Source organism: Limnoglobus sp. (assembly GCF_059499385.1).
Genome location: NZ_JCABYM010000093.1, coordinates 1 through 13,863 on the forward strand (window position 1 = coordinate 1; position 13,863 = coordinate 13,863).

Sequence of the window (13,863 nt, forward strand, 5' to 3'; positions counted from 1 at the left end):
TTCTTCCACCGCTGGCGGCCGCAGAACGAGACGTACCTGTTCGGCTTCCGCAAGCACGAGCAGGGGAAGAACGCGAAGGAGATCGTCGAGTTCGACCCGCTCATCGCGAAGGCGGAAGAGGAATTGAAACAACTTCTCAACAAGTGACCCATCAAAGCCCGCGGACGATCGTCCGCGGGCTTTCTCCCACCCACCACACCCTCATCCCATGCGATACGCCGCCGCCCTGCCCGCTTTGCTCCTCCTCCCGCTCCTCGCGTCGGCCCAGGCGAACGCCATCGTGCCGGACCCGGACCCGGAGGTCGAGCGGAAGTCGTTCATCGTCGCCCCCGGCTTCGAGGTGAACCTGTTCGCCGCCGACCCGCTGCTCGCGAAGCCGCTGCAGATCAACTTCGACCCGGCCGGCCGCTTGTGGGTGTCGTCCAGCGAGACGTACCCGCAGATCAAGCCGGGCGAGAAGGCGAACGACAAGATTCTGATCCTCGAAGATAAAGACGGCGACGGAAAGGCCGATTCGACGACGGTGTTCGCCGACGGGCTGCTCATCCCCACCGGCGTCGAACCCGGCGACGGCGGGGCCTACGTCGCGAACAGCACGGAGCTGGTCCATCTCAGCGCCAGCAAGCCCGGCGGCAAGGCCGACCGCGCCCGCGTGCTGCTCTCCGGGTTCGGCACGGAGGACACGCACCACATCATCCACACGTTCCGCTGGGGGCCGGACCAGACGCTCTACTTCAACCAGTCGATCTACATCCACAGCCACCTCGAAACGCCGCACGGCGTCAAGCGGCTCAACGGCGGCGGCATCTGGCGGTTCCGCCCGGAAACGACCGAACTCGACGTGTTCGTCCGCGGGTTCGTGAACACTTGGGGCCACCACTTCGACAAGTTCGGCCAGTCGCTCATCACCGACGGCGCGTACGGAGAGGGCGTGAACCACGGCATCCCCGGCGCGTACTACGTCACGGCCGTCGGCGCGACCCGCATCCTCGGCGGCATGAACCCCGGCAGCCCGAAGCACTGTGGACTGGAGGTCGTCAGCGGCCGCCACCTGCCGGACGACTGGCAGGGGAACGCCATCACCAACGACTTCCGCGGCCACCGCGTCTGCCGGTTCGTTTTGCGCGACGCGGCATCAACCTACGAGTCCCGCGAGATGACGGAGGTCATCAAGACGAACCACCCGGCGTTCCGGCCGATCGACGTGAAGATGGGGCCGGACGGCTCGATCTACATCGCCGACTGGTACAACCCGATCATCCAGCACGGCGAGGTGGACTTTCGGGACCCGCGGCGGGACAAGACGCACGGCCGCATCTGGCGGGTGACGGCGAAGGGCCGGCCGCTCGTCGCGAGGCCGAAGCTGGTGGACGCGACCGTGCCGGAGCTGCTCGAACAATTGAAGGCCCCCGAAGGCTGGACGCGGCAACAGGCGAAGCGCGTCCTCAAGGAGCGCGGCAAGGACGCGGTGCTGCCGGAGCTGGCGAAGTGGGAGGCGGCGCAAGCCGACGAGGCGGCGAAACTGGAGGCCGCGTGGGTGCGGCAGTCGTTCGCCGCGACGGACCTGGAATCGCTCCAGCCGCTGTTGAGCGCGAAGGACCCGCACGTCCGTGCCGCGGCCGTGCGGATCGTGTCCGACCCGTTCATGAAGCTGAACCAACCCGGCGACTGGACGAAGGCCGTGACCGACGACCACCCGCAGGTGCGGATGGAGGCGGTCCGCGCCGTCGCCCGGTGGACGACGCCGCCGGCGGTGGAAACAGCCCTCGCCGCGTTGCAGAAGCCGCTCGACCCGATCATTGACTACGCCCTGTGGCTGACCGTCCGCGACCTCGAACCGCACTGGCTGCCCGCGTTCAAGGAAGGAACCGTCACGTTCGGCGGCGACCCGAAGGCTCTTGCGTTCGCACTGAATGCCGTCGGGTCGAAGGACGTGGCTCAGCCGCTCTTGAAGCTCGCGTCGGACGGCGCGACGCCCGCCGACCGGCGGAAGGCGCTGTGGCTGTTGCTCGCGAAGATCGGCGGTCCGAACGAGCTTGCCCAGATTCTGAAGGCAGCGGTCTCCGACCCGGACCTCGCGTTCCGCACCGAGGTCCTGACCGGGTTGGAGGCGAACGTGCGGCGTCCCTCCTTTGGAAAAATCCCCACGATAGACGCGGCTCCCCTGCAGGAACTCGCGAGCGCGAAAGACACCGGGGTGGCCGCTCTGTGCCTTCGACTCATCGGACTCGTTAAAGTCGAGCAGCTACGACCGTTGCTCGAGAAACAAGCCGGCGACGCCGCGGCCGACGTGCGAACCCGCGTCGCCGCGTTCGACGGGTTGGTTTCACTCGGCGGACGGGAGACGCGAGACTTCCTCAACGCTTCGCTCGCGAAGGAGGAACCGCTTCTCAAGCGACGACTGGCGGCCCAGGCGTTCATCAACATTGACCTCGCTCAGGCCGCGAAAGACGCCGCCGACATCCTCGCGGCGTCCGACGGGAAGGACGACCTCGGCGATTTCTACCAGTCTTTCCTCACCCGCAAGGGCGGTCCGGCAGCACTCGCGAAGGGGCTGACCGGCAAGATCATCCCCGCGGACGTGGCGAAGGTCGGCCTCCGCGCCGTCCGCGCGTCGTCGCAGAACGTGCCGGAGTTGGTCGCGGCACTCACGAAGGCCGGCAACCTCGGCGCGGCGAAGAAGGAGCCGACCGCCGACGAGGTCAAGCAGTACGTCGCCGACGTGCTGAAGGCCGGCGACGCCGCCCGCGGCGAGGCGGTCTACCGGCGGAAGGAAAACCAGTGCCTCGCGTGCCACGCCATCGCCGGCGTCGGCGGGCAGGTCGGGCCGGACATGACGAGCATCGGCGCGAGCGCCCAGCCGGACTACCTCGTCGAGTCGATGCTGATCCCTAACAAGGCGATCAAGGAAGGCTACCACGCCCTCGAAGTGAACACGCTGTCCGGCAAGGTCGTCAGCGGCATCAAACTCCGCGAGACGAAGACGGAACTCGTCCTCCGCAACGCCGAGGACAAGGAAGTCAGCATCCCGGCCGACGACATCGACACCAAGAAGCAAACGCGGTCCCTCATGCCGGACGGCCTGACCGACACGCTCACCCGGCAGGAGTTCGTGGACCTCGTGCGGTTCCTGTCCGAACTCGGCAAGGTCGGCCCCTACGCCCCGAACCCGGCCCGGTTGGTGCGGCGGTGGCAGTACCTCGACCCGACCCCGGCCGCCACGAACCTGTTCCGCCGGTCCCGCGTCACGGCCGCCGTCGAGAATCCGGCCCAATTCCCGTGGCAGCCGGTCTACGCGAAGGTCGGCGGCGACCTGCCGGTCGGCGAGATCCCGTCGTTCGTCGTGTGGAACGGGTCCGACCCACTCTCGGTCGTGCGGTTCCAGTTGAACGCGACCGTCGGCGGCCCGACCGTGTTGAAGTTCAACGCGGTCGAGGGCCTGTTGGCCTACGTGGGCGAGGCGTCGGTCGAGGTGAAGGCCGAAACGAAAATCGACGTGAAGCCCGGCTTGACGACGGTAACGGTCGTAGTGGATCGGTCGAAGCGGAAGGCCGACCTGCGGTGCGAACTGATCGACGCGGCCGACTCCCCGGCCCGCGTTTCCGTCGTCGGCGGGAAGTAATTCGGCTGACGGTTTCAAACGACCCGCCCGGCGCTCCGGGCGGGTCGCGATTTTTCACACGTCCGGCGGAATCCCCGATCCGTGTTCTATAGTTCATCCGGCCACGCGAAATTTCCCCGCGCACGGGTGGACGATGCGGTTCATTATCGCGAACGAATTTTACCAGCAGATGCTGCAACTGCCGACGCACACGACCGATTGCTACGTGCGGCCCGGCGAGTACCTGCACCACATGTACATCGACGGCGTGAAGTACGCCGTCGCCCCGGCCGTGTTGGATTGCCTCGCGCAAGCCGAGGAGAAGGGGGACAAGGAGGCCATCGAGCACCTGCAGCTCCACAAGCTGCACTACGAGCAACTCCTCGCCGACGCCCAGCGGTTCGGCAGCCTCGACGGGGTGACGCTCCTCGGCGACCCGCCGCCGTCGGACGAGGAAGTCGCCCCGATGACGGGCAACAAGTACTCGCCCCGCGTGCCGTCGAAGTGGGAAGACCTCGGCCTGCCGTCGGCGTTCCTGTTCGACATGGTGCTGCGGGTCATCTTCAACCGCGGGCAGATCACCGGGAACGAAATCGCCAACGAGCTGGCGATCCCCTTCCCCGTCCTCGGCCCGGTCCTCCAGGCGATGCGGAAGCAGACGCTCGTGGACATCGTCGGCCAGCGGTCCGGCGGCGGGGACGCCGGGTTCATCTACGAGATCAAGCCGCCGAAGGGGGCGGCCGCGCTCCAGGAGGCGATGGAAAAGACGAGCTACGTCGGCCCGCTGCCGGTCCCGTTCTCGGACTACGTCGAGGCGGTGCTGGCGCAGACGGTGAAGAAGATCATGGTCACCCGCCGGAGCATCCGCAAGGCGTTCGAGGACCTCATCATCTCCGACGAGGTGTTCAACGAGATCGGCCCGGCCATCAACTCGGCGCAGTCGATCTTCTTCTTCGGCTACCCCGGCAACGGGAAGACGAGCATCGCCGAGCGGATCACCCGGCTCATGGGCGACACCATCTACATCCCGCACACGGTCGAGGTGAACGGGCAGATCATCCGCGTGTACGACCCGATCCTGCACACGGCCGTCGCCGAGGACGAGGACGAGAACGTCACCACGTCGATTCTGAAGAAGGCGTCCGAGTTCGACCGGCGGTTCATCAAGATCAAGCGGCCGACGATCGTGGTCGGCGGCGAGCTGACGATGCCGATGCTCGACCTGAAGTACAACGCGACGGGGAAGTATTACGAGGCCCCGCTGCAGATGAAGGCGAACGGCGGCATCTTCATGATCGACGACTTCGGCCGCCAGCAGATGCGGGCGATGGACCTGCTCAACCGGTGGATCGTGCCGTTGGAGAAGAAGTACGACTACCTCAACACCGTCTCCGGCACGAAGGTGGAAGTGCCCTTCGACCAAATCCTGATCTTCAGCACGAACCTCGACCCCGGCCAGCTCGCGGACGAGGCGTTCCTTCGACGGATCAAGTTCAAGATCGAGGTGAAGGACCCGAGCGAGGAGCACTTCCGCAAAATCTGGGAGCTGGTCTGCAAGGGCCGCCGCGTGGACTTCGACCCGAGCGGCGTCGATTACCTGGTGGACAAGTGGTACAAGCCGACGAAGCGGCCGTTTCGGATGTGCCAGCCGCGGGACATCCTCGACCAGATGATTTCCATCGCGAAGTACAACATGGAGCGGGTGAACTTCAGCCCGGACCTGATCGACATGGCCTGTTCGACGTACTTCATCAACGAGGCGAAGCGGGACTTCGGCGCGAAAGTGACTTGATGGACGCTCCCGAGATTAAAGGCCGGCTAAAGGCCGAGGCTCAAAGCCTCGGCTTTTCGCTTTTCGGCGTCGCGCCGGCGACGGCGGCGGACGGGTTCGACCGCTACGCCGCGTGGCTCGACCGCGGCTTCCACGGCGAGATGGACTACCTCGAAGAGCACCGCGAGGCCCGGCGGCATCCCGCAAGTGTGTTTGAGGGCGTGCGGACGGTCGCGATGCTCGGGTTGGAGTACGGCCGCGGTTCCGGTGGCGTCGCGGCCTACGCACGTGGACCCGACTACCACCGGTACATCTGGGACCGCGTAAACCACCTCCGTGACTGGCTGGCTGTACTCGTGCCGGGGGCGCGGTCGCACGGCGTCACGGACTCGGCCCCGCTGCTCGAGCGCGACTTCGCCCGACGGGCCGGCCTCGGCTGGTTCGGTAAGAACACGATGCTCATCAACAAGCACCGCGGCAGCTTCTTCTTCCTCGCGGCGCTGCTCACGAACCTCGACCTGCCGGCCGACGAACCCCACGCAGGCAGCCACTGCGGGACGTGCCGGGCATGCCTCGATGCGTGCCCGACGCAGGCGTTCGTCGGTCCCGGAACGCTCGACGCGCGGAAGTGCATCAGCTACCTCACCATCGAAACCAAGACCCCGTTCCCGCTCGAACTGCGGGAGGCGGTCGGTGACTGGCTGTTCGGCTGCGACGTGTGCCAGGACGTGTGCCCGTGGAACCGCCACGCCGGACCCGGCAGCTTCCCGACAGACCCGTCGCTGTCCGCGCTCGAGCCGCTCGCGGTGCTGCGGATGTCGAAGGCCGCGTTCCGCGCGCGGTTCAAGGGAACACCGCTGTACCGCCCCGGCTGGCACGGCCTGCGGCGGAACGCGGCCGTCGTCCTCGGCAACGTCGGCGAGTCGAGTGCCCTGCCCCACCTCGAAGCATTCGCGGACGACGCGAACGAAGTCGTCCGCGACGCGGTGCGTTGGGCCATCGGCCGGATTCACGAACGACACCCCGTCTAAGAATGAGGACATGGGAAACACATTGCCTCTTCGCACGATCTACTTCGACGGCCTCTGTCAACTCTGCTCGCGCGAAATCGACCTGTTTCGCCGTCTCGTACCGGATGGTTCTCTCGTTTATGTAGACATCGCGGCCGACGACTTCGACCCAACCGCCTACGGCGTCGATCCGGTTGCGGTCCACAAAACGATGCACGTCCGCGACGACGAGGGCGAGTTGCGGACCGGCCTCGACGCCCTGATCGCGATGTGGGAGGTCGTCCCCGGCTTCCGGTGGCTGGCGATCTTCGCGAACCTACCGCTCGTGCGGCCCGTGGCGCAGGTCGGGTACGCCCTGTTCGCGTGGGTCCGGCCGAAGCTACCGAAGAGGAAGCGGGTTGCTTGTGAAACCGGCCGCTGCCAGGTGGGGTAACCCTCAGAACCGGTAGCGACTTTCCGCAAAGTGTCCCCAAACTCAGTAACTTCTCATTCAAAGTCGGCTAGAATTTCGGATTGTGAGAGCCGACCCCACCGACCGACGCGATCTATGCAACTACTCCAGTCTCTGATTGCCCGCGGCGTCATCCCGGAGGCCGACCGGATGCGGGCCGCGGACGCCATCGCCGCCGCCCCGGAACGGTCGCCGCACGCCACGCTCGTCGAGAAGGGGTTCGTCAAGGAAGACCAGATGCTCCCCGTCCTCGCCGACGAGTTCGGCATGGAGTGGGTGGACCTCACGCAAGTGAAGGTCGAGCCGGACGCCCTCGCCGGCGCGCCGCTGAAACTGCTCAACCGCAAGAACCTGATGCCGATCAGCCGGCACAACGGCACGATCGTCGTCGCCACCGGCGACCCTTACGACGCTTACGCACTGGACGAACTCACCACCCTCACGGGCCTACAAGTTCACCCGGTCCTCGGCTCGCCGAAGGAAATCTCCCGGCTCATCAAGACGCACTTCGGCGTCGGCGGCGACACCGTTTCCAGCCTCGTCGAAGATCGGAAAGACGATGTCGAGTTCCTCGAAGACTTCGAGTCGGACGACAGCGAACTCGCGAAGCAGGCCCAAGAGGCGTCGGTCGTCAAGCTCGTGAACGAAATCCTCGTTGAAGCGGCGAACGAGCGGGCGAGCGACATCCACATCGAACACGAGGAAGAAGGGCTTCGCGTCCGCTACCGGATCGACGGCCTGCTCCAGGAGCAGAAGCTGCCGCAGGAGATCAACCGGTTCGCCGCGGCCATCGTCAGCCGGTTGAAGATCATGGCCCGGCTGAACATTGCCGAGAAGCGGCTGCCGCAGGACGGCCGGATTAAGATGCGGGTCCAGGGCCGCGAAGTGGACGTGCGGGTGTCGATCATCCCGATGGTCCACGGCGAGGGGATGGTCATGCGGTTGCTCGACAAGAGCCGCATGGTCTTCAACCTGAAGAACATCGGCTTCCTGCCGGAGATCGACCGGCGGTTCCGGCAACTCATCGACCTGCCGCACGGCATTATCATCGTCACGGGGCCGACCGGGTCCGGGAAATCGACCACCCTCTACAGCGCGCTCAACGAGGTCAAGAACGAGACGCTGAAGATCATCACGGTGGAAGACCCGGTCGAGTACCAGCAGCCCGGCATCAGCCAGATTCAGACGCACGCCAAGATCGGGCTGACGTTCGCCCATGCCCTGCGGTCGATCCTCCGGCACGACCCGGACGTGATCCTGATCGGCGAAATGCGGGACCTCGAAACGTCCGAGGCCGCGATCCAGGCGTCGCTCACCGGGCACTTGGTGTTCAGCACGCTGCACACGAACGACGCCCCGAGCGCGTTCACGCGGATGATCGACATGGGCGTCGAGCCGTTCCTCGTGTCCACGACCGTGGAAGGCATCATGGCCCAGCGGCTTGTGCGGACGATCTGCCCGGATTGCAGGACGACGTACACGCCGGAGGCCGACGACGTGCCGATCGACTTCCCGAAGAACGGGGCGGCCGGGCACGTCCTCCACAAGGGGGCGGGCTGCCGGGCCTGCCGACAGTCGGGCTACCGCGGCCGGACCGGCATCCACGAGTTGATGATTACGAACGACTACATCAAGGACCTCGTCGTCCAGAAGACGAACGCGAACGTCCTGCGGATGGAAGGCATCAAGAACGGGATGCGGACGCTCCGCCAGGACGGGTGGCAGAAGGTTCTCAACGGGGTGACGACCATCGACGAAGTCGGCCGCACGACGGCGGGCGACATTTCCTAACGAGCCGAACCGGACCCATGCCCGATTTTACCTACGAAGCCCTGGCGAAGACCGGCCTCAAGCAGACCGGCACGCTGACCGCCGCGACGGAGCGCGAGGTCGCGACTATGCTCGACGCACGGGGCCTTTTCCCGATCAAGATCGCGTCCGGCGGGGACTCTGCCGCGGGGGGCGGGTTCCGCCTGTTCTCCGGCGTCAGCAAGCGGGAAACCTGCACCCTCTACTCGCAGCTCGCGGACTTACTCCACTCCGGCGTCGCGCTCTTGCGGTCGCTGGAAATCCTCGAAAAGCAGACCACGAACAAGCGGCTGTCCGCCGTCATGCGGGACATCCGAATGAAAGTCGCCGACGGCACGAGCCTGGCGCAAGCGATGTCCGCGCACCCGAAGGTGTTCGACGAACTCGCCGTCAGCATGGTCCGGGCCGGGCAGGAGGGCGGGTTCCTCGAAGACGTGCTGAAGCGGATCGCGACGTTCGTCGAGCACCAGGAAGACCTGAAGGCGAAGGTCATCGGCGCGCTGGCGTACCCCGTCTTCCTCGCCGTCGCCGGGACGGTCGTGTTGAACGTGCTGGTCATCTTCTTCGTGCCGATGTTCGAGCCGATTTTCCAGAAGCTGAAGGAGAAGGACCAGCTGCCCGCCCTGACGACGGCGCTGATCTCGTTCAGCCACTTCCAGCAGTCCTGGGCCGGCGTGATGACAATGCTGGGGCTGGTCGTCGGGTTCATCCTGCTCGTCCGCTGGTCCCGCGGGTCCGGCCGCCGCACGGCCGACGCGATCCGGTTGAAGCTGCCGCTGTTCGGCAAGATTTTCCTCGCCCTCGCGATCTCCCGGTTCACCCGCATCCTCGGCACGATGCTGCACAACGGTATCCCGCTCCTGAAGTCGCTCACGATCGCGAAGGACTCGACCGGGAACAGGGTGCTCGCGGAGGTGGTGGAGAAATCGACCGACAGCGTGATGGAGGGCCAGAAGCTGGCCGACCCGCTCCGCCGCAGCCCGCACTTCCCGGCCGACGTGGTCGAGATGATCGCCGTCGGCGAAGAGGCGAACACGCTGGAGACCGTCCTCGTCGGCGTGGCCGACAGCCTGGAGAAGCGGACGGCCCGCAACCTGGAGCTGATGGTGAAGTTGTTGGAACCGCTGATGTTGCTCGTCATGGCCGGCGTCGTGTTGTTAGTCGTGGCCGGGTTGCTCCTGCCGATCTTCAAAATGGGTCAGGCCGTCAGTCCCGAATGACGCGCGGCCGCGTTTATGAGAAGGGAGAGGACATCGCGAAGGTGTCCTCTCTCATAATTTGACGCAACTGGTTTTCTACTTGGGACTTAAAGTCTCATGTTCCGTTAAGTTCACGGCCGCTAAACTAACAACACCTGCCTGAACTGCCTTTCCTGGAGATTCCGATGATTGCCGCTCGTTCTCGTACCCCGCGCCACCTCCGGCCGGGCTTCACGCTCCTCGAAGTCCTCGTCGTCGTCGCGATCCTCGTCATCCTCGCGAGCGTCGCCAGCATCGCCGTATTCAGCTTCCTCGACGACGCCAAGATCAACAAGGCCACGCTCGACATGCAGGCACTGGAAACCGCTTATAAGGGGATCGCATTACAAAACCCGGACAACGTCAACTCCGGGACGTTCAACATGCAGATGCTAATTCCGAAGATTACCCAGGGCGAGGCCGGGCTGACCGACCCGTGGTACAACCCGTATCAGTTCCGGTTCATCCAGTCCGGCGAAACGGGCGAAGAACGGATTCAGTTCTACACCATCAATCCGAAGACGAGCGAAGAGATCGTCTGGCCCCGCCGCTGACCCGAGACGCACATGATCCGCCGCACGCGCCGCCGGGGTTTTACGCTGCTCGAGCTGCTGGCCGTGCTCGCGGCCCTGCTCGTGCTCGGCGCGTTGATCCTGCCGACGCTCTCCGGCCTCCGCGGGAACACGAACCTCAAGGCCGGGGCGGACATCCTCCGCAGCCTGCTGGCCGAGGGGCGGGCGAAGGCGATCGAGGACGGCCGGAACTACAAGCTCTCGTTCACGGCCGACGGGCGGACGATTCGCGTCGAACCGGACGCCTATATCACCGACCCCATGGCGCAAACCGAGCAACCCGTCACCCGGCAAGAAGACCTCCCGGCCGGCGTGACGATCGCACTCGTCGAGAGCGACTCGCCGGTGACGGACGCTTCCGGCATCCAGCGGGTGGCGACGCTCCTGCCGGACGGGACCTGCCGCGAGGACAGTGTGTTCGTCCAGCTAAACGAGGACGGCGTCGCCCCGCTGACGCTCCGCATCCGCGGGCTGACCGGGAACGTGACCGTGACCGCCAACCCGACTGGGGGCCAGCCGTGATCGCGCGACGACCCCTTGGCCGGCGGGACGGCATCACGCTCCTGGAAGTGCTGTTGTCGATGGGCATCTTCCTGCTCGCGATGACGGCCCTCACTCGCCTGCTGGACATCGGGACCGACGCCGCCCTGGACGCGACGTTCCAGTCGGACGCGAACCGGCTGGCGCAATCGAAGCTGGCCGAGATCGAGGCGGGCGTGCTGACGCCCGACGCGAACGTGTCCGGGACGTTCGACGCCGAACCCGCGTGGTCGTGGCAGGTCGTGTCCACGGCGATGAGCGTGCCGAACGTCTACACGGTGGCCGTCACCGTGTCCCGGACGACCGGCAAGCCGGTCACGGTGACGCACACGCAGATCGTCTACGACAGCCGCCAGATGGGGAAGTCCGGCGAGATTGCGAAACCGGAAGCCACGGGGGCCGCGCCATGATGCTCGCACGCCACACCACCCGCCGGCCCGGCTTCACGTTGCTGGAAGTCCTGCTCGCGACCGTCATCGGCATCCTGCTCCTCGGCGGCGTGTACGCGCTCTTTGAAATGGTCGTGAAGCAGACCGACACCGGCCGGACGGCGGTGGCGAACGGCGACCTCGCCCGCGCGGTCGTCAACCGGATGACAATCGACCTGTCCGGCAGCCTCGGCCCCCTTCCCCCGAAGTCCGGCGGCGGGATCGCACAAAGCTCGACCACGGGTTCGACCACGACGAGCGGTTCGACCACGACGACCGGGACCACGGGGACGACCGGCACGACGGACACCGGCTCGGCCGACACGGGGTCCGCGGAGACGACCGACACCGGCACGACGAGTTCCGACACCGAGGTCGCGGCCGACGTGCCGTTCCAGGGCGGCGTGTTCGGGACCGACAAGCAGCTGACGCTGTACGTCAGCCGCGTGCCGACCGACCTCGTGAACCCCGATTCCGCGGCCGAGACGGCCCTCGGCGGCGACCCGAAGCCGGACCTCCGGCGGATCACGTACTACCTCGCCGCGACCGGCGGGCTGTGCCGGCAGGAGCAGTTCCTGGTGACCGCCGACGGCGTCCGGAACTCGACCGACCCGGACCACTCGCAGGAAGCGGTGGACCTGATCGCCGAGGAAGTGATCGACGTGAAGTTCGAGTACTTCGACGGCGGGACGTGGAGTACGTCGTGGGCCGGGGACGACGAGAACGAGGACGGCAAGACGGTCAAGGGGCCGCCGCGGGCGATCCGCATGACGCTCCTCATCGAGGACGGCAACGGCACGCAAAAGCGGGTCGAGCACGTGTTCCCGATCCGCGCGGCGGTGGGCACGTACACCCCGCCGGCCCCGGCGACGGACACCGCCACCACGGACACGACTTCCACAACGGGGATGTGATGCGAGCCACCGGCCGAGACCGCCGCGGTTACGTCCTCGTCGCCGTGCTGATCGTCATCGTCGTGCTGTCGCTCGTGTCGTACCGGTTCGCGGACGCGATGGCCGGCGAGCAGAAGGTCGCGTACCGCAACGGCGAGGCCGCCCAGGCGAAGGCGTTCGCCGTCTCGGGGATTCATTACACGATGGGCCTACTCGCCGACCCGAACTCGCTGGCGAACGTCCTCGGCGACAACCCCTACGACAACTACCAGGCGCTCGCGAACGTCACCGTCACGGCCGACGGGCCGCGGGGCGGCGGGCGGTTCAGCATCGTTAGCGTCGCCGAGGGCGACGGCTCGACCGACGGCGGCGCGTACGTCACCCGGTACGGCGTCGCCGACGAGGCGGGTAAAGTTAACCTGAACACGATGATGCGGATCGACTCGTCCGGCGAGGCGCTGCGGGCGATGCTGATCCTCTTGCCGAACATGAGCGAGGACGTGGCCGACGCGATCACCGACTGGCTGGACGCGGACGACGACCAGCGGGCGAACGGGGCCGAGGCCGCCGCGTACTCGACCTACCGGCCGCGGAACGGCGCGATCAACACGCTCGACGAGCTGCTCCTCGTCCGCGGGGTGAGCGTCTCGAACCTCTTCGGCAACGACCGGAACAAGAACGGCGTCCAGGACGCCGACGAGGCGGACGGGAACGCGTTCAACCGCGGGTGGGCCGACTACCTGACCGTCTACGGCCACGAGCTGAACGTCGATTCGGCCGGCCAGCCGCGGCTGTACGTGAACGACGCGAACATGGCGAACGTCAACCAGCAGCTCGCCGCGGTCGTCGGGCAGGAACTCGCGGACTACACGGTCGCGTACCGGATGTACTCGACCTCGTCGTCCACCTCCGCCCCGTCCGGGAACACACGCGTCGGCACCGCGGCGGACCTCCGGTCGGCGGTACAGTCGTCGCTCGCCGGCGGCAGGGCCCGGCGGCAGGTGCGGAACTCGATGCTCGCGATGGTGAACACCCGCGTCACCCTGCCCCGCCCGCCGAACACGCCCATGAACGAGCCGACGGTCGTGGTGAACTGCCCGCTCAACGACGCGAATTACCTAAAGACGAACCTCGCCACGATCCTCGACAAGGTAACGGCGAAGAGCAATCACGAGCTGAACCCGCGGATCAACGTGAACACCTGCCCGCCGACGCTGCTCTCCGTGCTGCCCGGCGTGACGCCGGAGGACGCGGCGGCCGCGATCTCCGCCCGCGCCGACCTCGACCCGGCGAGCGCCGAGTACAAGACCGGGGCGTGGCTGCACACCCAGGCCGGGATGCGGATGGAGATTTTCAAGAACATCGAGACGTACATCACCGGGTACACCCAGACGTACCGGATTCAGTCGATCGGGTACTTCGCGACCGGCGGCCCGGTCGCCCGCGTGGAGGCGGTGATCGACACGAACGGCGGGTTCCCCCGGATCGTTTACTACCGCGACCTCACCGAGCTCGGCGGCGGGTTCGACCCGCCCCGCGACTGACACCCA

11 protein-coding genes are annotated in these 13,863 nt (G+C 66.4%); all 11 read left to right on the forward strand.

Annotated features, from left to right (window positions below):
* Positions 1–208 precede the first annotated feature (208 nt).
* The 11 genes from AC5JJ2_RS16800 to AC5JJ2_RS16850 all read left to right on the forward strand — a co-directional run bounded on the left by AC5JJ2_RS16800 (position 209) and on the right by AC5JJ2_RS16850 (position 13,857).
* A complete protein-coding gene (locus AC5JJ2_RS16800; RefSeq protein ID WP_495859170.1) occupies positions 209–3,622 on the forward strand; it encodes a PVC-type heme-binding CxxCH protein in 3,414 nt (1,137 codons plus the stop codon).
* Positions 3,623–3,755: 133 nt separating this feature from the next.
* Positions 3,756–5,393, forward strand: a complete 1,638-nt coding sequence (locus AC5JJ2_RS16805) for a DUF8689 domain-containing protein (RefSeq protein WP_495859171.1) — start codon at positions 3,756–3,758, stop codon at positions 5,391–5,393.
* Positions 5,393–6,403, forward strand: coding sequence for a tRNA epoxyqueuosine(34) reductase QueG (gene queG / locus AC5JJ2_RS16810; RefSeq protein ID WP_495859172.1), 1,011 nt, complete (start codon positions 5,393–5,395; stop codon positions 6,401–6,403). The genes AC5JJ2_RS16805 and queG overlap by 1 nt, the downstream gene beginning before the upstream one ends.
* Before the next feature lie 10 nt (positions 6,404–6,413).
* A complete protein-coding gene (locus tag AC5JJ2_RS16815) occupies positions 6,414–6,815 on the forward strand; it encodes a thiol-disulfide oxidoreductase DCC family protein (protein WP_495859173.1) in 402 nt (133 codons plus the stop codon).
* Positions 6,816–6,929: 114 nt separating this feature from the next.
* Positions 6,930–8,624, forward strand: a complete 1,695-nt coding sequence (locus AC5JJ2_RS16820; protein ID WP_495859174.1) for a GspE/PulE family protein — start codon at positions 6,930–6,932, stop codon at positions 8,622–8,624.
* A gap of 17 nt (positions 8,625–8,641) precedes the next feature.
* The gene (locus tag AC5JJ2_RS16825; RefSeq protein ID WP_495859175.1) at positions 8,642–9,862 is read left to right on the forward strand and encodes a type II secretion system F family protein; all 1,221 of its coding nucleotides are present in this window, start codon (positions 8,642–8,644) and stop codon (positions 9,860–9,862) included.
* 164 nt (positions 9,863–10,026) lie between these two features.
* The gene (locus AC5JJ2_RS16830) at positions 10,027–10,434 is read left to right on the forward strand and encodes a prepilin-type N-terminal cleavage/methylation domain-containing protein (RefSeq protein WP_495859176.1); all 408 of its coding nucleotides are present in this window, start codon (positions 10,027–10,029) and stop codon (positions 10,432–10,434) included.
* A gap of 12 nt (positions 10,435–10,446) precedes the next feature.
* Positions 10,447–10,974: a prepilin-type N-terminal cleavage/methylation domain-containing protein gene (locus tag AC5JJ2_RS16835; protein ID WP_495859177.1), complete on the forward strand. Its 528-nt coding sequence runs from the start codon at positions 10,447–10,449 to the stop codon at positions 10,972–10,974.
* Complete coding sequence (locus AC5JJ2_RS16840; protein WP_495859178.1) at positions 10,971–11,402, forward strand: type IV pilus modification PilV family protein; 432 nt, start codon at positions 10,971–10,973, stop codon at positions 11,400–11,402. Before AC5JJ2_RS16835 ends, AC5JJ2_RS16840 begins: the two co-directional genes overlap by 4 nt.
* On the forward strand, positions 11,399–12,334 hold the full coding sequence (locus AC5JJ2_RS16845) for a prepilin-type N-terminal cleavage/methylation domain-containing protein (RefSeq protein ID WP_495859179.1): 936 nt from the start codon (positions 11,399–11,401) through the stop codon (positions 12,332–12,334). Before AC5JJ2_RS16840 ends, AC5JJ2_RS16845 begins: the two co-directional genes overlap by 4 nt.
* Positions 12,334–13,857, forward strand: a complete 1,524-nt coding sequence (locus tag AC5JJ2_RS16850) for a hypothetical protein (protein ID WP_495859180.1) — start codon at positions 12,334–12,336, stop codon at positions 13,855–13,857. The genes AC5JJ2_RS16845 and AC5JJ2_RS16850 overlap by 1 nt, the downstream gene beginning before the upstream one ends.
* Positions 13,858–13,863 lie beyond the last annotated feature (6 nt).

What these genes read in the sequence shown, in the direction of transcription:
- AC5JJ2_RS16830 (WP_495859176.1), top strand. Translation starts at nt 10,027, where the DNA reads ATGATTGCCGCTCGTTCTCGTACCCCGCGCCACCTCCGGCCGGGCTTC.
- AC5JJ2_RS16800 (WP_495859170.1), top strand. Translation starts at nt 209, where the DNA reads ATGCGATACGCCGCCGCCCTGCCCGCTTTGCTCCTCCTCCCGCTCCTC.
- AC5JJ2_RS16825 (WP_495859175.1), top strand. Translation starts at nt 8,642, where the DNA reads ATGCCCGATTTTACCTACGAAGCCCTGGCGAAGACCGGCCTCAAGCAG.
- AC5JJ2_RS16850 (WP_495859180.1), top strand. Translation starts at nt 12,334, where the DNA reads ATGCGAGCCACCGGCCGAGACCGCCGCGGTTACGTCCTCGTCGCCGTG.
- AC5JJ2_RS16845 (WP_495859179.1), top strand. Translation starts at nt 11,399, where the DNA reads ATGATGCTCGCACGCCACACCACCCGCCGGCCCGGCTTCACGTTGCTG.
- AC5JJ2_RS16835 (WP_495859177.1), top strand. Translation starts at nt 10,447, where the DNA reads ATGATCCGCCGCACGCGCCGCCGGGGTTTTACGCTGCTCGAGCTGCTG.
- AC5JJ2_RS16820 (WP_495859174.1), top strand. Translation starts at nt 6,930, where the DNA reads ATGCAACTACTCCAGTCTCTGATTGCCCGCGGCGTCATCCCGGAGGCC.
- AC5JJ2_RS16805 (WP_495859171.1), top strand. Translation starts at nt 3,756, where the DNA reads ATGCGGTTCATTATCGCGAACGAATTTTACCAGCAGATGCTGCAACTG.
- queG (WP_495859172.1), top strand. Translation starts at nt 5,393, where the DNA reads ATGGACGCTCCCGAGATTAAAGGCCGGCTAAAGGCCGAGGCTCAAAGC.
- AC5JJ2_RS16815 (WP_495859173.1), top strand. Translation starts at nt 6,414, where the DNA reads ATGGGAAACACATTGCCTCTTCGCACGATCTACTTCGACGGCCTCTGT.